This is a genomic window from Micromonospora chersina (genome assembly GCF_900091475.1).
GTDB classification, from domain to species: domain Bacteria; phylum Actinomycetota; class Actinomycetes; order Mycobacteriales; family Micromonosporaceae; genus Micromonospora; species Micromonospora chersina.
This window is the reverse complement of record NZ_FMIB01000002.1, coordinates 4,362,868-4,383,266: the sequence shown is the minus strand read 5'-3', so window position 1 is coordinate 4,383,266 and position 20,399 is coordinate 4,362,868. Positions and strand designations below refer to the sequence as shown.

Genomic DNA, 20,399 nt, shown 5'->3' with positions numbered 1-20,399 from the left:
TCGTGGGTGGCAATCTCTCGGCCGTGTTCGGCGTCGTCTCGCTGGTCACCGCGCTGGCCGCGGCGCTCTGGGCGGTGCTGCGGCTGCGCGCCCGCCGGGGCATCGCCACGGCCACCCAGCGGGCCACGTACGAGGTGCTGCACACCGCCGGGCTCGCCGCCGAGCCGCTGCGGGGTGGCCTGAGCGCGGCGGGCGCGGCGAAGGCCGTACGCCATCTGCGGGCCCTTGTCGGTGCGGCCGGTATGGCCCTGACGGACCGGGAGGTCCTGTTGGCCCTCGACGGGCAGGGGGCGCACCACGGCGACCAGCTGCTCGCGGCGGCCCGGAAGGCGGTCGGGGTCGGGCGCTCGACCGTGCTGCGCGAGTCGGAGCTGCACTGCGACCTGGTCGACTGCCCGGTCCGGGGCGCCGTGGTGGCCCCGCTGAGCGCCGACGGCCGGGTGGTCGGGGCGCTGGTGGCGGTGGCCGACGAGCAGCCGGCCCCGGGTCTCGTGCAGGCGACGCTGGAGACCGCGCACTGGGCCGGCGACCAGCTCGCCCTGGCCGAGCTGGACTCCTCCCGGGAGCGCCTGGCCCGGGCCGAGGTACGCGCGCTGCGCGCCCAGATCAGCCCGCACTTCATCTACAACGCGTTGACCGCGATCGGCTCGTTCGTCCGGACCGACCCGGAGCGGGCCCGCGAGCTGATCCTGGAGTTCGCCGAGTTCACCCGCTACTCGTTCCGGGCGCACGGGGAGTTCACCACGCTCGCCGAGGAGCTGCGCTCGATCGACCGCTACCTGACCATCGAGCGGGCCCGCTTCGGCGAGCGGCTCCAGGTGCGCCTCCAGATCGCGCCGGAGGTGCTGCCGGTGACCCTGCCGTTCCTCTGCCTCCAGCCGCTGGTGGAGAACGCGGTCCGCCACGGGTTGTCCCGCAAGCCGGGCACCGGCATGGTGAGCATCGAGGCCCGGGACGCGGGCGCCGAGTGCCACATCACGGTGGAGGACGACGGGGTGGGGATGGATCCGACGACGCTGACCGCCGGCATCGCCGAGGTCTCCGGCGCCGGCAGCGACCCGGCCGACGACCCGGGCCAGCACGTCGGCCTCTCGAACGTCGACGAGCGGCTCCGGTCGGCCTTCGGGGACCGGTTCGGCCTGGTCGTCGAGACCGGCCTGGGCTCGGGTACGAAGGTCAGCATGCGGGTGCCGAAGTTCCACCCCGGGGTACGGGCGACCTCATGAACGCCGCGACCGGGTTTCTGCGCGTGCTGGCGGTCGACGACGAGCCGCCGGCGCTGGACGAGCTGGCGTACCACCTGCGGGCCGATCCCCGGGTGGCCCGGCTGGACACGGCCGGCGACGCGACCGAGGCGCTGCGGGTGCTGCGCGACAGCGACGTGGACGTGGTCTTCCTGGACATCCGGATGCCCGGGCTGGACGGCATGGAGCTGGCCCGGGTGCTGCGCCGGTTCGCCCGGCCGCCGGCGATCGTCTTCGTGACCGCGTACGACGACGGCGCGGTGGACGCCTTCGACCTGGGTGCCACGGACTACGTGCGCAAGCCGGTCCGCGCCGAGCGGCTGGCCGAGTCGCTGCGCCGGGTGATCGGCGCGCGGGTGGTCCCGTCGCATCCGGCGGCGCTGGCCCGGGCCGAGGAGGACCCGACCATCCCGATCGAGCTGGCCGGGACCACCCGGATGCTGCCCCGCTCGGCGGTGCGCTGGGTGGAGGCGCAGGGCGACTACGCCCGGCTGCACACGTCGGACGGCTCGCACCTGGTCCGGGTGTCGCTGGCGACCCTGGCCGAGCGCTGGGCCGACGCGGGGTTCGTCCGGATCCACCGGTCCTACCTGGTGCAGCTCAAGCTGATCGCCGAGCTGCGGCTTGTCAACTCGGGCTACGTGGTGGTGATCGACGGGACCGAGCTGCCGGTGAGCCGCCGGCACACCCGGGAGCTGAAGGACAAGCTGGTCCGCGCGGCCAAGCAGGACTGGAACCGCTGATCCAGGAATTGTTTCCGCCGGTCGGGAATACGCGCCCGTTGTCGTACGCTGTACGGGACGCCGTACGACAAGTGGAGGCCACATTGCCCGACAGCCGCTACGACGCCGCTACCGAATTCGACCGCCAACTCGACCGCCTCGTCCAGCTCGGCTACCCGGCCCTGGCCGGGCTGACCGAGGACGCCTTCCGGGACCTGCTCACCCCGCTTCGCGGGGCCGCCGTCGCCCGGGCGGCCGACCTGCCCGCACCCACCGACGGGCGGGTGCCCTTCCTGCTGGTGACCACCCGCGAGCTGGTGCCCGTGCAGGAGCGGATTGCGCTGACCACGCTCGCCGGCAAGCGGAAGCCCGGCATCCTCGACCGGAACTTCCCCGCCGAGGACCTGCCGACGTTCGACCCGATCAAGGAGCTGGAGGTGCCGGCCGGGCCGGCGTACCTGCTCTTCGACGTCGACCGGGGTGAGGAGTACCGGAACCAGCCGCCCTCGGCCGCCCTGGCGGACATGACCGAGCGGGGCCGGCTGCCGATCACCATCGACGAGGGCCTCGCCTTCGTCACGCTGCACCCGCCGGCGCTGGCCAGCAACCGGTGTTTCTCGCTGGTCGGCTCCCGCTGCGGCGACAAGCGGGTGCCTGCGCTCTGGATCAGCCAGGGCGCGCCGAAGCTCGGCTGGTGCTGGTTCGGCAACCCGCACACCTGGCTGGGCTCGGCCACCGCCGACCCGGTACGCGTCGGACTGGAGTGAGCGCGGCCTCGGCGCGGCCCCCGGGTGGGGCCGCGCCGACGCCCCACTCAGCGCGGCAGCGGGAACCGGGTCCAGCCCACCCCGTCGGCGGTCACGACCACGTGGTCCGGGGCGGCGTCCGACCGGTCGTCCCGCCCGTAGAGCCAGGCCGCGCCCGGACCGGAGCCGACGGCGCCCTCAAGGCGCCGGTACTCACGGGCGATCGTGAAACGCCGACCATCGTCGCGGCTGACCAGGAGACGCGCGACGATCTCCGGATCGTCGTGGCCGGACATCGGCACCAGCAGTGACCCGTCCGACCCGATGGCAAGGCCCGGGAGTTCCTGCGTCGCCGGCAGGTCGGTGCCGGTGTCCGCCCAGGTCTTCCCGCCGTCGATGGTGCGCAGCAGTGTCGCCGGGCCGGTCGGCGTGGTCGACCCGGCCGGCGGTGCCGGTTCGATCAGCAGGTACGCCTCGCGGTCGTCCACTCCCACGACCGCCACCACGTTCGTGCGGACCTCGGGCCGCCAGGTGGTCCAGGTGGCGCCACGGTCGGCGCTGCGGGCGACGACCGTCGGCCGGTCGATCTCCCCCGGCCAGTACGTCACCCAGACCGTCCCGTCCGCCGCCGGATAGATGCTGAACGGCGGGTACGGCGACGGCGGCTTCCCGGTGAGCCGGTAGACCGTGGACCCGGCCACCGCCAGCGGCTCCCGTACCGCCCCGCAGCCCTGCTGGCAGAAGACCGGGCGGGCCTTCGCCGGGAACGCCGCCACCGGCACGATGGCCCGGTCCGCGTCCCGCCAGGTGCGACCGGCGTCGGTGGAGAGGCGCGACCCGCCCTCCTCGCGGACGAGGTAGACCCCCTCGGCGAGCACGGCGTACTCCAGGTCTGCGGGACTGTCGTCGGACTCGCAGGTGCTGGGCCGGTAGCGGGCCGCGTGCCAGTCGGACCAGTTCCGGCCGCCGTCGTCGGAGTGCGCGAACCAGACCTCGCAGCGGAACCGGACCACGGCGACCCCGGATTCCGGGCCGGTCAGCACGAACTCGCCGGCGCGGGTGGGACGGGCCGGCGGCTGGTCCGGGCCGCCCCAGTCGGTCCCGCCGGACCGAGCGGTCAACGGCACCGCCGCCAGGCCGACCAGCGCCACGAGTACGGTCACCGCCAGGACCGCCGACCGCTGCCGGCGGCGGGACCGGGCCGCCGCCCGCAGGTCGGCCAGGGGCGGTTGCCGTACCGCCTCTGCCACGGTGTCGACGTCGAAGCCGGTGAACTCACGATCGGACATCGATCCTCCCGATGCTGGTGTCGGCGGTGTCGGAGTCGGCGAGCAGGGCCGCCAGGGCCTGGCGACCGCGGGAGAGCCGGGACTTGACCGTGCCGGGGGAGACACCCAGCGTCACCGCGACCTCGTCCACCGGCAGGTCGAGCAGGTAGTGCAGCGCCAGCGCCTGCCGCTGCCCCTCGGGCAGCGCCCGCAGCGCGGCGAGCAGGGCCAGATGCTCGGGCGACCGGTCGGCCACGGTGGGCGGCGGACCGAGCCGCCGCAACAGGGTGTCCAGCACCCGGCGCCGCCGGTGTCGGCTCCGGGCGACGTTCACCGCCACCCGGCGCAGCCATGCCTCCGGGTTGTCCAGGCCGGCGAGACGCCGGGGCGCGGCCAGCGCGCGGGTGAACGCCTCCTGGACCGCCTCCTGCGCCTCGCTCAGATCACCGGTCACCGCGTACAACTGGACGACCAGCCGGCGGAAACAGCCGGCGTACAGCTCGGAGATCAGCTCGCCGTCGGACACCGTCACCTCCCCTCTCCACCTGTCCCACTCACCAGGCGGACGGAAGGTTCCGGGGAACGCTCAGAAGATGTCATCCCGCTCCGTCGTCCACAACGAGGCGGCCGTCATCCACCGGGTTGTCCACAGGAGTGAAGCGTTATCCACAAGTTGTGCACAGCTCCGTCCCGGCGCTCTTGACATTCCCGCTGAGCAGGCGAGACTGCCGGGGATGACCGGAGCGGAGGAGCGGGACGTTCCGGGGCGGCCCGCGCAGGCGGCTCCGGTGCCCGTCCCGCGCGCCCCGCAGCCGGCCCGGACCCGCGTCGTGCTGGCCGAGGTCTCCCGGCCGGCCAGCCGCGCCGACCGCACCCGCTCCGAGCTGACCCAGCAGACCCGGGTCGGCGAGACGCTGGTGCGGGGGCTCATGCGGGCCCAGCTCTCGCTCGCCCTGCGGCTGAGCCTGCTGGTGGTGATCGGGCTGGGCGGCCTGCCGTGGCTCTTCGCCATCGCGCCGTCGGTCGGCCGGGTCACCCTGCTGGGCGTCAACCTGCCCTGGCTGCTGCTCGGCGTGGTCGCCTTCCCGTTCCTCATCGGGGTCGGCTGGGCGTACGTGCGGCTGGCGGAACGGAACGAGCAGGACTTCACCGACCTGGTCCAGCGGCCGGAGCGTTGATGGGCAACGGCTACGTGGTCCCCGCGATCGTGGCGGTCACCCTGGTCACCGTCGGGATCGGCTTCTACGGGCTGCGGCTGGCCCGCACCACCTCCGACTTCCTGGTCGCCTCCCGGGCGATCAGCCCGACGTGGAACGCCGCCGCCATCGGCGGGGAGTACCTGTCCGCGGCGAGCTTCCTGGGCGTGGCCGGGCTGATCCTCAAGTACGGCGTCGACGTGCTCTGGTATCCGGTCGGCTTCGCCGCCGGCTACCTGGCGCTGCTGCTCTTCGTGGCCGCCCCGCTGCGCCGCTCCGGTGCGTTCACCCTGCCCGACTTCTGCGAGGTGCGCCTGGGCTCGCGGCGGCTGCGGAAGCTGGCCACCGTCTTCGTGATCTTCATCGGCTGGCTCTACCTGGTGCCGCAGCTCCAGGGCGCCGGGCTGACCCTGGCCACGGTGGCCGGCTCGCCCTACCCGGTGGGGGCGCTGCTCGTCGCCGTGGTGGTGACCGCGAACGTGGCGCTGGGCGGCATGCGGGCGATCACGTTCGTGCAGGCCTTCCAATACTGGTTGAAGCTCACGGCGCTCGCCGTACCCGCGATCTTCCTGGCGTTGCAGTGGCAGGCCGACGCCCGCCCGGCGGTGACCCCGCCCGACGGGCCGATGTTCCGGACCGCGACCACCGTGGTGGTCGAGCACCGCGCGACGCTCACCCTGCCCGACGGCGACATCCGGGAGGTACGCCCCGGCGACCGTCTCGACTTCGCGGCAGGTGACCCGGTGCCGGAGGTCTCCGGCACGGCCATCGACGCCACCGACTGGCTGCTGCCGGACACGGCCGGCGACGACGACCGGGGCCTGTTCGGGACGTACTCGCTGATCCTGGCCACCTTCCTCGGCACCATGGGCCTGCCGCACGTGCTCGTGCGCTTCTACACGAATCCCGACGGCGCCGCCGCCCGGCGCACCACGCTCGTGGTGCTGGCCCTGGTCGGCGTCTTCTACCTGCTGCCCACGATCTACGGCGTGCTGGGCCGGATCTACACGCCACAACTGCTGGTCACCGGGCAGACCGACGCCGTGGTGGTGCTGCTGCCCGGTGCGACTCTGGGCGACGGCACCACCGGCCGGCTGCTCGCCGCGCTGGTGGCCGCGGGCGCGTTCGCGGCCTTCCTCTCCACGTCGTCCGGCCTGCTCACGAGCGTGGCCGGGGTGATCTCCACGGATGTCCTCGGCCGCGGCTCGGTCCGCGGCTTCCGGCTGGCCACGGTGATCGCCGGCGGGGTGCCGGCGGTGCTCGCGCTCAACGTCTCCGGGCTGGACGTCTCCCAGGTGGTGGGGCTGGCCTTCGCGGTGGCCGCGTCGAGCTTCTGCCCGCTGCTGGTCCTCGGCATCTGGTGGCGCGGCCTGACCGACCTGGGCGCCGCCGCCGGGGTGCTGGTCGGCGGCGGCGCCGCGATCGGCGCGGTGCTGCTCACGGTGCTCGGCCCGCCGCTGTCGGGCTGGCCGGCCACGCTCACCACCCAGCCGGCCGCGTGGACGGTGCCGCTGGCGTTCACCGTGATGGTGGCGGTGTCGATGGCCACCCGGCGGCGGCTGCCCCGCGACGTCGGCGTCACGATGCTCCGCCTGCACACCCCGGAGGCGCTGCGCCTGTAGCGCTCCGGGGCGTGCGTGTTCAGCAGGCGTCGGTGCCGGCGCAGAGCCGGTCCGCCACCGACGTCGCGAAGCGGCGGGCCTCGTCCGGCGTCGTCTGGTGGTCGAGTCGGAGTTGCGCCACGAGGTCACCCTGCCGGACGAAGAGCCAACGGGCCGGGATCCCCTTGATCTCGCCACCCACCAGCAACCCGTCGTCGCCGCCCAACCCCTCCGCGAGGATCGACAGTGAGTCGCCGGGGCGGCCCGGCACGCAGTCGGCGACGATGCGCCGCACCCGCTTCATCGAGGTCACCGCATCCGCCCGGGAGTGGCGGGTGACCCGTTCGGCCAGCCAGTCGGTGGGCGAGTCGAACACCGCGAAGCGGTCGGCCAGCGCGCCGACCGACAGTGCCGGCAGCTTGTTCGCGCAGGAGACGGCCGCCGTTTCCAGCGTCCAGTCGGTCTTGACCCTGCCCTGCGACATGGTGAAGCCGGGCGGCAGGTCCGCGAGTTGCAGGGTCGCACCCGCCGGCACGGTCCGGCTGGGTGGCCGGCTGGACGGGCCGCCACTGGTCGGCGGGCGGCTCGACTGCGCGGAGTGGCTCGGGCTCGACTCGGCCGGCGGCGTCGGGGAGACCGTGGGGTCGGCGTCGGGGGTGGTGGGCACGACGGTGGCGGGTGGCAGTGGCGGCGTGGCGTCCCGCTGGCCGGCCAGCACCGCAGCACCCGAGGCGAGCACACCGACCGCGACGGCGACGGCCAGCGCGCCGGTGACACGCACGCGCCGGGTCCGCTGCCGGCCACGGCGGCGTACCTCCTCCACCGGGGCCCAGGTCAGGCCGTCGGTGTCGCGGTACAGGTCGGAGAAGAGTTGATCAGGCATTGCTGACCTCCTCGGGCAGCGTGACGTCGAGCAGGGCCGCCAGGGCTCTGCGACCACGGGCGAGGCGGGCCTTGACCGTGCCGGTCGGCGTCCCGGTCTGTACGGCGATGTCGGCCACCGGCAGATCGGCCAGGTGATGCAGGACGATGACGTGGCGCTGGTCCGCCGGAAGCTGCCGCAGCGCGGCGACCAGCGCCACGGTGTTCTCCGACGGTGGCCCGGCGGCCGGTGGTGGGCCTTGGCGCCGCTGCGCCACCAGGCCGTTGCGGATCTTGCGCCACCGGTTGATCAGGAGGCGGTGACCGACGGTGCGGACCCACCCCTCCGGGTCGTCGTACCCGCTGATCTGGGACCAGCGTTGCCAGGCCCGCACGTACGCCTCCTGGGCGGCGTCCTGGGCCTCGGCCAGGTCGCCTCCGAGCGCGTAGAGCACCGTGACGACGCGTTGTCTGGTGGCCCGATAGAACTCCTCGAACCCGTCCGGCTCATCCACTGTCCCTCCCCGTGGCGGTTGTGCCTCTGACACCCTCCACGACAGCCACCGGTTGCACACGCACTGTCAGGTACGCGTCAAGGAGGACGGGAAGATCATCCTTCGGCCGGACCGACCGCTGGTGGCGGCGGGCTACGGTCGGGGGCATGACCGATCAGCACCCGGCGCTGTCCCTCCGTGGCCTGGCCAAGCGGTTCGACACCAAGGTGGCGGTCGCCGGCGTCGACCTCGACGTGCCGACCGGCTCGTTCTACGGGCTGCTCGGCCCGAACGGGGCCGGCAAGACGACGACCCTCTCCATGGCCGTCGGCCTGCTGCGGCCCGACGCCGGCCAGGCCCGGGTGCTGGGGTACGACGTCTGGGCCGACCCGGTGCGCGCCAAGGGGCTGCTCGGCGTCATGCCCGACGGGGTACGCCTCTTCGACCGGCTCAGCGGGGCGGAGTTGCTGGCGTACCAGGGTCTGCTGCGCGGCATGGACCCGGCGGTGGTCGACCAGCGGGCGGCGGAACTGCTCGACGTGCTGGCGCTCACCGACGCCGGCCGCACGCTGGTGGTCGACTACTCGGCCGGCATGAAGAAGAAGATCGGCCTGGCCTGCGCGCTGCTGCACGGCCCCCGCCTGCTGGTGCTGGACGAGCCGTTCGAGGCCGTCGACCCGGTGTCCGCGGCGCTGATCCGGGACATCCTGCACCGCTACGTCGTGGGCGGCGGCACGGTGATCTTCTCCAGCCACGTCATGGAGGTCGTCGAGCGGCTCTGCTCGCACGTGGCGATCCTTGCCGACGGCCGGATCAAGCGGGTCGGCACGCTCACCGAGGTGCGCGGCGACCGGTCGCTGGAGGAGGTCTTCGTCGAGGTGGTCGGCGGGCGTACGGCGACGGGCGAGGAGCTGTCGTGGCTGTCCCGGTGACCGCGGCCGAGCGGCCGGGCCGGGCCGTCTCGCCCCGGCACTTCGTCCGCCTCAAGCTGCGGGTGCTGCGCAACAACTTCCGCGCCCAGGCGTGGCGGATCGCGCTGTTCGTGGGCGGCGTGCTGTTCGGGCTCTGGTTCGCCGTCGGGGGCTTCTTCCTGTTCGCCGCGCCCGGCCTGGCCGGTGAGTCCCGGTACGCGCTCATGACCGCCGCGTTCGGCGGCGGCCTGCTGGCCCTCGGCTGGCTGCTGCTGCCGCTGGTCTTCTTCGGCGTGGACGAGACCCTGGACCCGGCCCGGTTCGCGCTGCTCCCGCTCTCCCGCCGCACCCTGGTCACCGGCCTGCTCGCGGCCGCCCTGGTCAGCGTCCCGGTGCTGGCGACACTGGTGACGGTCGCCGGGCTGGTGGTCACCGCCGGCGCGCTGGGCGGCTCGTTCGCCGCGCTTGTCGCGGTGCTCGGGGTGCTCCTCGGCCTGCTGCTCTGCGTGGCCGGCGCCCGCGCGGTGACCAGCGCCTTCGCCACCATGCTCCGTTCCCGCCGGGTACGCGACCTGGCCGCCGTGCTGCTCGCGGTGCTCGCCGCGCTGCTCGGCCCGTTGCAGTTGCTTGTGGTCGGCGCGGTCCAGCAGGCCGACTGGGACCGCCTCACCGGGGTGGCCCGGGTGGTGGGCTGGACGCCGTTCGGGGCGCCCTGGACGGCCGGTGTCGAGGTGGCCGGGGGGCATCCCGTCGCGGCCGTGCTGAAGCTGCTGATCACCGTGGCGGCGATCGGCGTGCTCCTGCTCTGGTGGTCGCGGTCGCTGGAGTCGGCAATGGTGGGCGCGGCGAGCGCCGGGCCGGCCCGGGACCGGCGCGGCGCGGCGGCCGCTGGCGCGGTCGGGCAGCTCTTCCCCCGGGCGGTCGGCTGGGCGCAGCGGGACCGGTTCGGGGCGCTTGTCGCCCGGGAGTGCCGCTACTGGTGGCGGGACGCCCGGCGGCGGGCCAACCTCATCACCGTGGCGGTGGTCGGCATCTTCGTGCCGGTGATGGTCAACCTGGGCGGCTCCCGGTTCGCCACCGAGGGCGGGGCCGCGTTCGGTCAGGCCACCGCCAACTCGTCCCCGGTGCTGGTCAGCCTATCGATGCTGTTCGTCGGGGTGCTCGCCTCGGTGACCCTGGCCAACCAGTTCGGCTTCGACGGCAGCGCGTACGCGGCCAACGTGGTGGCGGGCGTGCCGGGTCGGGTGGAGCTGCGGGCCCGGATGGTCGCGTTCTCGCTCTACGTGGTGCCGATCCTCGCCGCGGTCGCCGTGGTGCTGGCCGTCGTGCTCGGGCGACCCGGCTGGCTCGGCGTGATGGCCGGCGGGCTGTTCGCCGCGTACGGCTGCGGGCTGGCGATCAACGCGACGGTCTCGGTGCTCGGCGGCTACGCGCTGCCGGAGACCAGCAACCCGTTCGCCATGAACACCGGCTCCGGGATCGCGAAGAGCCTGTACGCCCTGGTGTCGATGGTGACCTCGGCGGTGGCGGGGCTGCCCGTGGTGGTGGCCGCCGCGCTGCTCGGCGACGTCTGGCTCTGGCTGGCCCTGCCGGTCGGCCTGGCGTACGGGCTCGGCGCCGCGCTGCTCGGCGCGTACCTGGCCGGGGACGTGCTGGACCACCGGCAGCCGGAGCTGCTGGCCGCCGTAACCCCGAGGCGCTGATGCCGGTCGTCGAGGCGGTGGCCACCGTTCCGGTCCCCCCGGAGGTGGCCTTCGCCGTGTCGCAGACCGTGGCGCCGGTCCGCTACCGCTGGGACCCGTTCGTCCGCGAGCAGCACTTCGTCGACGGGGCGACCCGCCCCGGCCGGGGCGTGCGCACCTTCACCCGCTCCCGGCACGGCCTCGTCATGGTCAGCGAGTACGTCTCCTGGGCCCCGCCCACGAACGTGGGCATGAAGATGGTCCGCGGGCCCTGGTTCTTCGAGCGGTTCGGCGGTGGGTGGCGGTTCGCACCCGGCCCGGAGCCGGGCACGACAGTGGCCACCTGGCGGTACAACTTCCGGTGCCGGCCGGCGTTCCTGCGGCCGGTCGCCGAGCGGATCGGTGTCTGGCTGCTGCGCCGGGACATCCGCCGCCGGATCGCCGGGTACGCCGCCGGCTGCGCCGACCCCGAGGTGCTGGCCGCCGCCCGCCGCTCCCTCCCGGAGGGCCACCGGTAAATCCTGGCGACTTTCCGTTCACCTCGAACGGAAAGTCTCCAAGGTCGGGAGGCCAGCGTTCACGAAGGCGCGCCAGGCGTCCGGGGTGAAGGCGAGCGTGGGCCCGGACCGATCCTTGCTGTCCCGCACCAGCACCACCCCGGGCATGTTGTCCGCCACCTCGACGCAGTTGCCGCCGGAGTCCGTCGATCGCGACGACGTGCGCCAGCGGGGCTCGGCGGTGGTCATGGCGTCACCTTCAACTTCCGGATGAGATCCAGTGAGGCTCCCGTGGACAGCGCTTCGCCGAGGAGGCTATCCCACTTCCGCTCGATCAAGCCGATGGTCTCGGGATCGTCGATGACGTGTCCACGCGCGGCGTTTTCCAGGTAGAGCACCCGCTCGGAGTCCGGCAACTCGGCCAGCACGAAGCCGCCACCGAGCCCGGCATGCTCGCCTACAGCAAGCGGGACGACATGCAGCCGCACAGCCGGCAGCTCGGCCACCTCCAGCAGGCGCGCGAGCTGAGCATCGAGCACCGCCGGCCCACCGACCGGTCGCCGGACGGCGGTTTCGTCCAGCAGAAACACACAGTGCGGCGGCTCGTCCCGGTGCAGCAGTTGTTGCCGCTCCAGCCGGACGGCCACCAGTTCGTCAGCGGTGCCGGGCGGATGCAGGCCGCCCGTCGAGATCACCGCACGGGCGTAGTCCTCGGTCTGCAACAGTCCCGGGACCAGGCATGCCTCGAAGGCGCGAAGTCTGACCGCCTGCTGTTCGTAGCCACGCCAGGGCACGAACCATGACGGGCCGCGTTCCTGGTCGGCGGCCTTCAACAGTTGGGCGAGGAGGCCGCCGGTGCCGAGGGCCTGGTCGGCGGCGACGGCGAACTCCATTGTCGGCCGGCGTCGCCCGGTCTCGATGGCGGCCACTGTTGACGGGCTCCACCTGATCTCCGCCGCCAGCCCTTCCTGGGAGACGTCCGCACCGGCCCGAGCGGCCTTCAATGCCCGGATCCACACCTCGATGTTCATCCTTACGTCCCCGGTAAGTACGTGGTCGCGCTCGGTAGTAAGCCCTGGCATCCTCCCGCGCCGATCCCGCCGAGTCCAGGGTGGAGGGGCGCGGCCCGGCTGGTGGAGGCGATGACCCGGCGGCCGGTCCTGCGGCAGGTCGCCCCGGCCATCCCCCGGCCGGGGCGACCCTCATCCCGGGAGGCGCTTGATGGGGAACGACCGCCGAGATCTTGGTCGGAAACGGCCCTCAGAGGGGCTCAATTCGTCCAAGATCTGGAAGAGGCCGGTTCCGGCGCACGTCGCCATGCGGCCGGCATGGCGGTGTCGGGCTTGTGGCGCGCACTGGCCCTGCCAGCCGGCGCGGCTCGCGCTGCTGGTGGAGTACCGGCACGACCGGACCGCACTGCTGTTCTTCCTGGGCCGCCTTCTGGCCGAGGCCACCGAGCAGCTTCCCGGCGCCCGGGACCTGCACCGGCGCTTCCTGGGCTGGGCGCGGGGCCGGGGCGGCACAATGTTTCACGTGAATCATGAGCCGGGCGCCGAGATCCACCACACCGACCCGTTCGCCGTGCCGGCCGGGCAGCGCTCGCCGGTCCGCCGGCTGCGTGGCCGGCTGGCCGCCGCGGTGACGCTCTGGACCGCGCCCGGCCCGGCGGGGCTGACCGTCTCGTCCACCCTGGTGGCCGAGGGGGAGCCGGACCGGCTGCTCGGGCTGGTCGACCCGGAGTCGGACCTGTGGGCGGCGGTGGAGGAGGCGGGCCGGTTCGCGGTCGCGCCGCTCGGCCCGCAGCACCGGCAGCTCGCCGACCGGTTCGCCGGCCTCTTCCCGTCGCCGGGCGGCCTGTTCGCCCTCGACTCCTGGACCGACACGCCGTACGGGCCGGTGCCCGCGGACGCCGGCGGCTGGGCGGGGTGCCGCCTCGACGCCACCCGGGAGTACGGCTGGGGCCTGCTGGTCGAGGCGACCATCGAGGCGGTCGACCTGGCCGAGGACACCCCGCCGCTGCTGCACTACCGCGGCCGCTACCGGGGTCTGACCGACTGACCACCGACCGGTGAGCGGAGTGACCTGGGTCACTCGGCGCAGCCGGACTGCCGTTCGGCGCAGCCGTCGACCGTCGCCGATCCGAGCCTTCCCCGGCGGGGAGCGCGCTCTCTACCGTGCGCGAAAACTCCCCACGCCTGCGAAGGTGGTGATCCACAGATGTCCACGGACACACCCGCGTCCGCACCCGCCGAGTCGGCGGCGGAACGGTACCTCGCCGTCCAGCGGTCGGACGAGTTCGCCGGGTTGCGGCGCGCGCTGCGCGGCTTCGTCTTCCCGATGACCGTCGCGTTCTTCCTGTGGTACGCGCTCTACGTCATCCTCTCCGCGTACGCGCGGGGTTTCATGGGCACGAAGCTGGTCGGCAACATCAACGTCGCCCTGGTCTTCGGCCTGCTCCAGTTCGTCTCCACGTTCGTCATCGCCTGGCTCTACTCGCGGTTCGCCGACCGGAAGATCGACCCGGTGGCCGACCGGCTCCGCGCCGAGGTGGGGGAGGTGACCCATGAGCACGGTCCTCGCGGCTGAGGCGGGCAGCACCACGGCCCGCAACCTGACCATCACGCTGTTCCTGGTCTTCGTGGCGATCACGCTGGCGATCACCGTCTGGGCCAGCCGGCAGACCAAGACCGCCACCGACTTCTACGCGGGCGGCCGGTCCTTCTCCGGCTTCCAGAACGGCATGGCGATCGGCGGCGACTACATGTCCGCCGCGTCCTTCCTGGGCATCGCCGGCATCATCGCCCTGTACGGCTACGACGGCTTCCTCTACTCGATCGGCTTCCTGGTCGCCTGGCTGGTGGCGCTGCTGCTCGTCGCCGAACTGCTGCGCAACTCCGGCCGGTACACGATGGCGGACGTGCTGGCCTTCCGGATGCGCCAGCGTCCGGTCCGCACCGCGGCCGCGGTCTCCACCATCACGGTGTCGATCTTCTACCTGCTGGCCCAGATGGTCGGTGCGGGCGCGCTCGTCGCCCTCCTGCTCGGCATCAAGCCCGGCACGACCTTCCTGGGCATGGACGCCGACACCGCGAAGGCCGCGACGATCTTCCTGGTCGGCGCCCTGATGATCATCTACGTCACGGTCGGCGGGATGAAGGGCACCACGTACGTCCAGATCGTCAAGGCGTTCCTGCTGATGACCGGCGCTATCGTGATGACCCTGCTGGTGCTGGCCAAGTACAAGTTCAACCTGTCCTCGCTGCTCGGCGACGCGGCCGATGCCTCGGGCAAGGGAGCGGCCTTCCTCGAACCCGGGTTGCGCTACGGCGTCGAGACACAGGGCGACGCGCTGAAGACCTTCTACAGCAAGATGGACCTGCTCTCGCTGGGCATCGCGCTCGTGCTCGGCACCGCCGGCCTGCCGCACATCCTGATCCGCTTCTACACCGTGCCGACCGCGAAGGCGGCCCGGAAGAGCGTGCTCTGGGCCATCGGCATCATCGGCACCTTCTACCTGCTCACCCTGGCCCTCGGCTTCGGCGCGGCGGCGCTCGTCGGCGGTACGGCGATCACCGCGCAGGACAAGGCCGGCAACACGGCCGCCCCGCAGCTCGCCGAGGCGCTCGGCAAGGACTTCTTCGGCGGGAACCTGGGCGGGGCGACGCTGCTGGCGATCATCGCGGCGGTCGCCTTCGCCACGATCCTGGCGGTGGTCGCCGGGCTCACCCTGGCCTCGTCGTCGAGCCTGGCGCACGACTTCTACGCGAACGTGCTGAAGAACGGGCAGGCGTCGGAGCGCCAGGAGGTGACCGTCGCCCGGATCTCCGCCCTGGTGATCGGCCTGGTGGCCATCGTGCTGTCGATCTTCGCGCAGAGCCTGAACGTGGCGTTCCTGGTGGCGCTGGCCTTCGCGGTCGCCGCGTCGGGCAACCTGCCCGCGATCCTCTACAGCCTGTTCTGGAAGCGGTTCAACACGTCGGGCGCGGTCTGGGCCATCTACGGCGGCCTGCTCGCCGCCGTGGTGCTGGTCTTCTTCTCCCCGGTCGTCTCCGGGGCGCCGACGGCCATGTTCCCCGACCACGACTGGCACTGGTTCCCGCTGTCGAACCCGGGCATCATCTCGATCCCGTTCGGCTTCCTCTGCGGCTGGATCGGCACGCTGCTGTCGAAGGAGCACGACGAGGAGAAGTACGCCGAACTGGAGGTGCGCTCGCTCACCGGCGCGGGCGCGCACTGACCACACCCCCCACCCCGGTGGGCCGGAGCCGTCGTCGGCTCCGGCCCACCGGCTTGAGTAGGCTGGCCGGCATGAAGGTCGCTCCCCGCTTCGGCTCCGGACATCGCATCCTCGTCACCGGCGGCGCCGGCTTCGTCCCGTCGCACCTGGTCGACCGGCTCATCGAGCGCGACTGCACGGTCGTGGTGCTGGACAACTTCGTCACCGGCTCCAAGGACAACATCGCGCACCTGCTCGAGAAGCCGACCTTCTCGCTTGTCGAGGCGGACATCTCCGAGGGGCTGCCGACCGACCACCCGGCGATGGCCGAGCGGTTCGACGCGATCCTGCACATGGCCTCCCCGGCCAGCCCCACCGACTTCGAGAAGCTGCCGGTGGAGATCCTGCGGGTCGGCTCGGTGGCCACCCTGCACCTGCTGGAGCGGGCCACCGCCGACGGCGCCCGGTTCCTGATGGCCTCCACCTCCGAGGCGTACGGGGACCCGAAGGAGCACCCGCAGCGCGAGACGTACTGGGGCAACGTCAACCCGATCGGCATCCGGAGTGTCTACGACGAGGCGAAGCGCTTCTCGGAGGCGGCCACCATGGCCTACCACCGCAGCCGGGGCACCGACACCGCGATCGTCCGGATCTTCAACACGTACGGCCCGCGGATGCGCCCGGACGACGGCCGGGCCATCCCGACCTTCATCTCCCAGGCGCTGCGCGGCGAGCCGATCACCGTGCACGGCACCGGCAACCAGACCCGGTCGATCTGCTACGTCGACGACCTGGTGCGCGGCATCCTGCTGCTGCTCGACTCGACCGAGACCGGCCCGATCAACTGCGGCACCGAGCACGAGATGTCGATGCGGCAACTGGCCGAGACGATCGTGTCACTCACCGGAAGCAGCTCCGAGGTGAGCTACATCACCCGCTCCGCCGACGATCCGGAGATGCGCCGCCCCGATCTGACCCTCGCCCGTGAGCTGCTGGGATACGAACCCACCGTGGCGCCCGAAGACGGTCTCCGACGCACGATCGAGTACTTCCGCGGCCGGCTAGGGTACTGAGTCCCGCTGGGAAGAGGCTGACACCCGGCTGCGCCTCAGGGCGCGGGTGGCTCGACCGACCTACCCTCGGTTACATGTCAGCGACCTCGTCTGCCGGCGTCCCGTTCCCCGCACCCCTGAGCCGGAGCGCGGGCCGCGCCCAGGTTCCCGGCTCCGGCCGGGGCACCACTGGGCGTGCCCGCGCGACCGACGCACGCTGGTACCCCTCGTACGACGAGGAGCCGCGCTCCGGCGGGCCCGGCGGCCCGGGTGGACCGACCGGCCCGGACGGGCCGGGCGGCGGCGCGGGCGGTCCCGGCCGGCGCGGCCCCCGTCCCCGCTGGGGACGGATCGGTCTGGTGGCCGGCGTCGCCGTGCTGGTGCTGGCGCTGCTGGGCGGCGCCGGCGCGTGGCTCTACGCCCGCAACCTCAACGGCGACCTGGCCCGCACCGACCCGTTCTCCCAGATCACCGGTGGGCGGCCGGCCAAGCAGGTCGAGGGCGCGTTGAACATCCTGCTGGTGGGCAGCGACTCCCGGGATCCGGACGCCGAGGTGGACGCCGCCGGCAAGTGGCGGGCGGACACGCTGATCGTCATGCACATCCCGGCCGACCACAAGCACGCCTACCTGGTCTCCATCCCGCGTGACCTGTACGTGCCGATCCCCGAGAACGCCGGCGCGTCCTGCGACACCGGTTCGCGCAACAAGATCAACGCCGCCTTCGCGTTCGGCGGCCTGCCGCTCGCCGTGAAGACCGTGGAGTGCTTCAGCGACGTCCGGATCGACCACGTGATGGCGATCGACTTCGCCGGCTTCAAGGAGGTCACCGACGCCCTGGGCGGGGTGGACCTCAAGGTGGAGCGGACCATCACCTCGATCCACAAGCCGTACCGGACGTTCACCAAGGGCGTGAACCACATGAACGGCGCCGAGGCCCTGGACTGGGTCCGCCAGCGCAAGCAGTTCCCGGACGGCGACTTCGCCCGCATGCGCCACCAGCAGGAGTTCCTGAAGGCGCTCATGGACAAGGCGGCCAGCACCGGGACATTGACCAACCCCAGGAAGCTCAACGATTTCCTGAAGGCGGTCACCGCCGCCGTCACGGTCGACCAGGGATTCTCGTTGACCGACATGGCGCTGCAGTTCCGGAGCCTGCGCGGGGAGAACCTGACGTTCGTCACGAGCCCCAACCTGGGCGGCCAGACCATCGACGGCCAGTCGGTGGTGGTCTCCGACCGGGAGAAGGCGCTGGCGATGTACAAGGCCATCTCCGCGGACACCATGGCCGACTGGCTGAAGGCCAACCAGAAGACGGACACCGACGGGAGCGGCGGCTGACGCCACCCCCGCGATGGTGGCGCATCCGGTCGGCGGTCAAGGCTCGTCCCGCAGTGAGCCAACCGCCGACCGGATCCTTTCAATTGGCCGTTCGGCCACAACCCTGAGCCATTGGCCGAGATTGACGGGAATAGCCCTCGCACGAGGTCGCGAGAACGGGAACAGATACGTACAGTGGTCCCGCCCCCGATCACCGAGCTGGAGCACGCATGCCGGTCCAGACCAGCCGTCGCCCTCAGTCACTGGAGCCCGGATCCCCCGGGCGGGTTCCCCCGATCATCCCGACGCAGCCCGGCCCCGGCGGCCGCGGCCCGGGTGGCGGGAACAAGCGCACCAAGCGCAAGGACCCGCTCTGGGCCAAGCTCACGGTGATCTTCGGCGCCGTCCTGATGATGACGAGCGGCCTCGCGATCGTCGGCAGCAAGGCGGTGATCGGCCAGGCCACCAGCAGCATCGACCAGGGCAACCTGCTCGGTGACGCGGGCAAGACCAACGCCGAGGGCGGCAACAGCCTGGACGGCCCCATCGACATGCTGCTGCTCGGCGTGGACGCCCGGCAGCGCTGGGCCGCCGACGACGTCCGCTCGGACACGATCATCATCCTGCACATCCCGGCCAGCCACGATCAGGCCTACCTGATCTCCATCCCCCGGGACACCGAGGCCCGGATCCCGGCGTTCGAGAAGAGCGGCTACCGGGGCGGCACCGACAAGATCAACGCAGCCTTCTTCCACGGGGCGCAGAACGGTGGCGGCTGGGAGGGCGGCGCCCAGCTCATGGCCAAGACGATCAAGTCGATGACCGGGATCAGCTTCGACGGTGCCGCGATCATCAACTTCGGCGGCTTCAAGAATGTGATCGACGCGCTCGGCACGGTGCGCATCTGCGTGAGCCACGAGGTCAAGTCGCACCACATGTCGATGGTCGACGGCAAGCCCATGTGGAACGCGGACGCGAAGAAGACCGGGAAGTCGTACACCCCGGTGGTCCACAAGAAGGGCTGCAGGGAGATGGAGGGCTGGGAGGCCCTCGACTACGCCCGCCAGCGCTACGGCCTGCCGAACAGCGACTACGACCGCCAGCAGAACCAGCAGCAGCTGATCAAGGCGATGGCGAAGAAGGCCACCGACAAGGGCATGCTGACCAACCCGATCAAGCTGAACTCGTTGATCAAGGCGGCGGGCAAGGCCTTCATTCTGGACACCGGCGGCGTGCCGATCGCGGACTTCATCTTCACGCTCAAGGGCGTCAGCGGGAACGACCTGGTCACCCTGCGCACCAACGGCGGCACATACAGCCCGAACGCGGACCACAGCAAGGAATCGCTCAACGAGCTGAGCATGGACATGTTCAGGGCGGTCAAGAACGACAAGCTCGCCGACTTCGTGGTCGCGAATCCGAACGTCCTCTCCACTCGCAAATGACCTGGTGACCGGCCGGTAGCCGCAGCGAAAGCGGCACCGCCCGGCGGTTCCCCCCGTAGCCTGACGTGAGCGGGTCTCATGTCGCGGCTACGGGGGGAACGTCACGTCCAGGCCAGCACGGAACGCACGCGGGCGGACCCGGTCCGCCCGCTGGTCCCGGTTCCTGCTCGGCGCGGGTCTCGCCCTGCTCCTGCTCGCCACCCTCGGCGTGGCCGGCCTGCACTGGCTCACCAACCGCTACGACCGCACGGTCACCAAGGAACAACTGCTCGACGCGTCGGCCCGGCAGAAGCGCACCAACCTGTCCGGTCCGCTCAACTACCTGCTGATCGGCTCCGACCACCGGCCCGGCGCGAACCCCGAGGACCAGCGCTCGGACAGCATCCTGATCGTGCACGTGCCGGCCGGGCTGCGGCAGGCGTACCTGATCTCCGTGCCGCGCGACCTGCTGGTCGCCATCCCGGCGGCGCCCGGCTTCGGCGGCGGCCAGGACAAGGTCAACGCGGCGTACGAGCACGGCGGCGGGGGCGAGGCCGGTGCCCGGCTGCTCAGCGCCACCCTGACCCGGCTCACCGGGGTGCGCTTCGACGGCGCCGCGCTCGTCGACTTCTCCGGCTTCAAGCAGGTCATCGACCTGCTCGGCGGCATCCGGATGTGCGTCGACACCCCGGTCCGGTCGGTCCACACGAAGACCCTGTTCGAGGCCGGCTGCCAGCAGATGAACGGCGCCCGGACGCTGGACTACGTACGGCAGCGCTACGGCCTGCCCGACGGCGACTACGACCGGCAGCGTCACCAGCAGCAGATGCTCCGGGCGGTGCTCGACAAGGCCGGCGAGACCCACCTGCGCAGCGACCCCGTGAAGCTGGACCGGGTGCTCCGGGCGGTCGGCGGCGCACTGACCCTGGACAGCAACGGCGTACCCCTGGAGGACCTGCTCCTCGCGCTGCGCGGGCTGCCCGCGGACGCCCTGCACGGGGTCCAGGTGCCCTCCTACCCGCAGACCATCGACCAGGTCTCGTACGTGGTGCTCGACAACGGCGGCGGCGGGCTCTTCGACGCGCTGCGCGGCACCCGGATGCCGGAATGGGCGCTCGCCCACCCCCGCTGGGTCACCCGGCTCTGACCCGGCCGGGCCGCTAGGC

At 72.3% G+C, this 20,399-nt stretch carries 21 protein-coding genes; 15 read left to right on the top strand and 6 right to left on the bottom strand.

The annotated features are described in order from the left end of the window. Positions 1–2: 2 nt before the first annotated feature. From GA0070603_RS20405 to GA0070603_RS20395, 3 genes are all read left to right on the top strand, one after another. The gene (locus GA0070603_RS20405; protein WP_091316512.1) at positions 3–1,226 is read left to right on the top strand and encodes a sensor histidine kinase; all 1,224 of its coding nucleotides are present in this window, start codon (positions 3–5) and stop codon (positions 1,224–1,226) included. Further along, positions 1,223–1,987: a LytR/AlgR family response regulator transcription factor gene (locus GA0070603_RS20400; RefSeq protein WP_091316510.1), complete on the top strand. Its 765-nt coding sequence runs from the start codon at positions 1,223–1,225 to the stop codon at positions 1,985–1,987. Before GA0070603_RS20405 ends, GA0070603_RS20400 begins: the two co-directional genes overlap by 4 nt. Before the next feature lie 83 nt (positions 1,988–2,070). Then, positions 2,071–2,733 carry a DUF5701 family protein gene (locus tag GA0070603_RS20395; protein ID WP_139131904.1) on the top strand — a complete coding sequence of 221 codons (663 nt, stop codon included), beginning with the start codon at positions 2,071–2,073 and terminating at the stop codon, positions 2,731–2,733. Positions 2,734–2,780: 47 nt separating this feature from the next. Here GA0070603_RS20395 and GA0070603_RS20390 read toward each other — a convergent pair whose 3' ends face one another. Both GA0070603_RS20390 and GA0070603_RS20385 read right to left on the bottom strand, forming a co-directional pair. Further along, positions 2,781–4,001 (bottom strand): sialidase family protein, encoded by a 1,221-nt coding sequence (locus GA0070603_RS20390; protein ID WP_091316505.1) that lies wholly within the window; start codon positions 3,999–4,001, stop codon positions 2,781–2,783. Beyond that, complete coding sequence (locus tag GA0070603_RS20385; RefSeq protein ID WP_091316502.1) at positions 3,988–4,512, bottom strand: RNA polymerase sigma factor; 525 nt, start codon at positions 4,510–4,512, stop codon at positions 3,988–3,990. The genes GA0070603_RS20390 and GA0070603_RS20385 overlap by 14 nt, the downstream gene beginning before the upstream one ends. Before the next feature lie 202 nt (positions 4,513–4,714). Here GA0070603_RS20385 and GA0070603_RS20380 point away from each other — a divergent pair, with 202 nt between their 5' ends. Further along, complete coding sequence (locus GA0070603_RS20380) at positions 4,715–5,158, top strand: hypothetical protein (RefSeq protein WP_244282568.1); 444 nt, start codon at positions 4,715–4,717, stop codon at positions 5,156–5,158. Next, positions 5,158–6,798 (top strand): sodium/solute symporter, encoded by a 1,641-nt coding sequence (locus tag GA0070603_RS20375; protein ID WP_091316499.1) that lies wholly within the window; start codon positions 5,158–5,160, stop codon positions 6,796–6,798. Before GA0070603_RS20380 ends, GA0070603_RS20375 begins: the two co-directional genes overlap by 1 nt. Before the next feature lie 19 nt (positions 6,799–6,817). On the opposite strand, the gene GA0070603_RS32110 is transcribed toward GA0070603_RS20375, so the two are convergent. Together GA0070603_RS32110 and GA0070603_RS20365 are read right to left on the bottom strand one after the other, a co-directional pair. Further along, positions 6,818–7,660, bottom strand: coding sequence for a hypothetical protein (locus tag GA0070603_RS32110; protein ID WP_244282567.1), 843 nt, complete (start codon positions 7,658–7,660; stop codon positions 6,818–6,820). Next, positions 7,653–8,153 (bottom strand): SigE family RNA polymerase sigma factor, encoded by a 501-nt coding sequence (locus GA0070603_RS20365; protein WP_091316497.1) that lies wholly within the window; start codon positions 8,151–8,153, stop codon positions 7,653–7,655. The genes GA0070603_RS32110 and GA0070603_RS20365 overlap by 8 nt, the downstream gene beginning before the upstream one ends. Before the next feature lie 146 nt (positions 8,154–8,299). On the opposite strand from GA0070603_RS20365, the gene GA0070603_RS20360 reads away from it, so the two are divergent. Genes GA0070603_RS20360 through GA0070603_RS20350 form a run of 3 tightly spaced genes read left to right on the top strand, consistent with a single transcriptional unit; the run spans position 8,300 to position 11,243 of the window. Further along, positions 8,300–9,064 (top strand): ABC transporter ATP-binding protein, encoded by a 765-nt coding sequence (locus tag GA0070603_RS20360; RefSeq protein ID WP_091316495.1) that lies wholly within the window; start codon positions 8,300–8,302, stop codon positions 9,062–9,064. After that, the gene (locus tag GA0070603_RS20355) at positions 9,049–10,746 is read left to right on the top strand and encodes an ABC transporter permease (RefSeq protein ID WP_091316493.1); all 1,698 of its coding nucleotides are present in this window, start codon (positions 9,049–9,051) and stop codon (positions 10,744–10,746) included. Before GA0070603_RS20360 ends, GA0070603_RS20355 begins: the two co-directional genes overlap by 16 nt. After that, positions 10,746–11,243 (top strand): type II toxin-antitoxin system RatA family toxin, encoded by a 498-nt coding sequence (locus GA0070603_RS20350; protein WP_091316490.1) that lies wholly within the window; start codon positions 10,746–10,748, stop codon positions 11,241–11,243. The genes GA0070603_RS20355 and GA0070603_RS20350 overlap by 1 nt, the downstream gene beginning before the upstream one ends. Positions 11,244–11,261: 18 nt before the next feature. Here the strand turns inward: GA0070603_RS20350 and GA0070603_RS20345 are convergent, their stop codons facing one another. Together GA0070603_RS20345 and GA0070603_RS20340 are read right to left on the bottom strand one after the other, a co-directional pair. Further along, positions 11,262–11,471: a DUF397 domain-containing protein gene (locus tag GA0070603_RS20345; RefSeq protein ID WP_091316487.1), complete on the bottom strand. Its 210-nt coding sequence runs from the start codon at positions 11,469–11,471 to the stop codon at positions 11,262–11,264. Beyond that, on the bottom strand, positions 11,468–12,253 hold the full coding sequence (locus GA0070603_RS20340) for a helix-turn-helix domain-containing protein (RefSeq protein WP_091316484.1): 786 nt from the start codon (positions 12,251–12,253) through the stop codon (positions 11,468–11,470). The genes GA0070603_RS20345 and GA0070603_RS20340 overlap by 4 nt, the downstream gene beginning before the upstream one ends. A gap of 358 nt (positions 12,254–12,611) precedes the next feature. Between GA0070603_RS20340 and GA0070603_RS20335 the strand changes: the two genes are divergently transcribed. The 7 genes from GA0070603_RS20335 to GA0070603_RS20305 all read left to right on the top strand — a co-directional run bounded on the left by GA0070603_RS20335 (position 12,612) and on the right by GA0070603_RS20305 (position 20,380). After that, positions 12,612–13,280, top strand: a complete 669-nt coding sequence (locus GA0070603_RS20335; protein WP_244282566.1) for a flavin reductase family protein — start codon at positions 12,612–12,614, stop codon at positions 13,278–13,280. A gap of 159 nt (positions 13,281–13,439) precedes the next feature. Further along, entirely contained in the window at positions 13,440–13,808 is a 369-nt protein-coding gene (locus tag GA0070603_RS20330) for a DUF485 domain-containing protein (RefSeq protein WP_091316479.1), read from the top strand. Continuing rightward, positions 13,786–15,459 (top strand): monocarboxylic acid transporter, encoded by a 1,674-nt coding sequence (locus GA0070603_RS20325; RefSeq protein ID WP_091316476.1) that lies wholly within the window; start codon positions 13,786–13,788, stop codon positions 15,457–15,459. Before GA0070603_RS20330 ends, GA0070603_RS20325 begins: the two co-directional genes overlap by 23 nt. A gap of 71 nt (positions 15,460–15,530) precedes the next feature. Next, complete coding sequence (locus GA0070603_RS20320) at positions 15,531–16,511, top strand: NAD-dependent epimerase/dehydratase family protein (protein WP_091316474.1); 981 nt, start codon at positions 15,531–15,533, stop codon at positions 16,509–16,511. A gap of 74 nt (positions 16,512–16,585) precedes the next feature. Continuing rightward, on the top strand, positions 16,586–17,830 hold the full coding sequence (locus tag GA0070603_RS20315; RefSeq protein ID WP_091316471.1) for an LCP family protein: 1,245 nt from the start codon (positions 16,586–16,588) through the stop codon (positions 17,828–17,830). 209 nt (positions 17,831–18,039) lie between these two features. Then, positions 18,040–19,254, top strand: a complete 1,215-nt coding sequence (locus GA0070603_RS20310) for an LCP family protein (RefSeq protein ID WP_091316468.1) — start codon at positions 18,040–18,042, stop codon at positions 19,252–19,254. Positions 19,255–19,462: 208 nt separating this feature from the next. After that, positions 19,463–20,380, top strand: coding sequence for an LCP family protein (locus GA0070603_RS20305; RefSeq protein WP_244282565.1), 918 nt, complete (start codon positions 19,463–19,465; stop codon positions 20,378–20,380). Positions 20,381–20,399 lie beyond the last annotated feature (19 nt).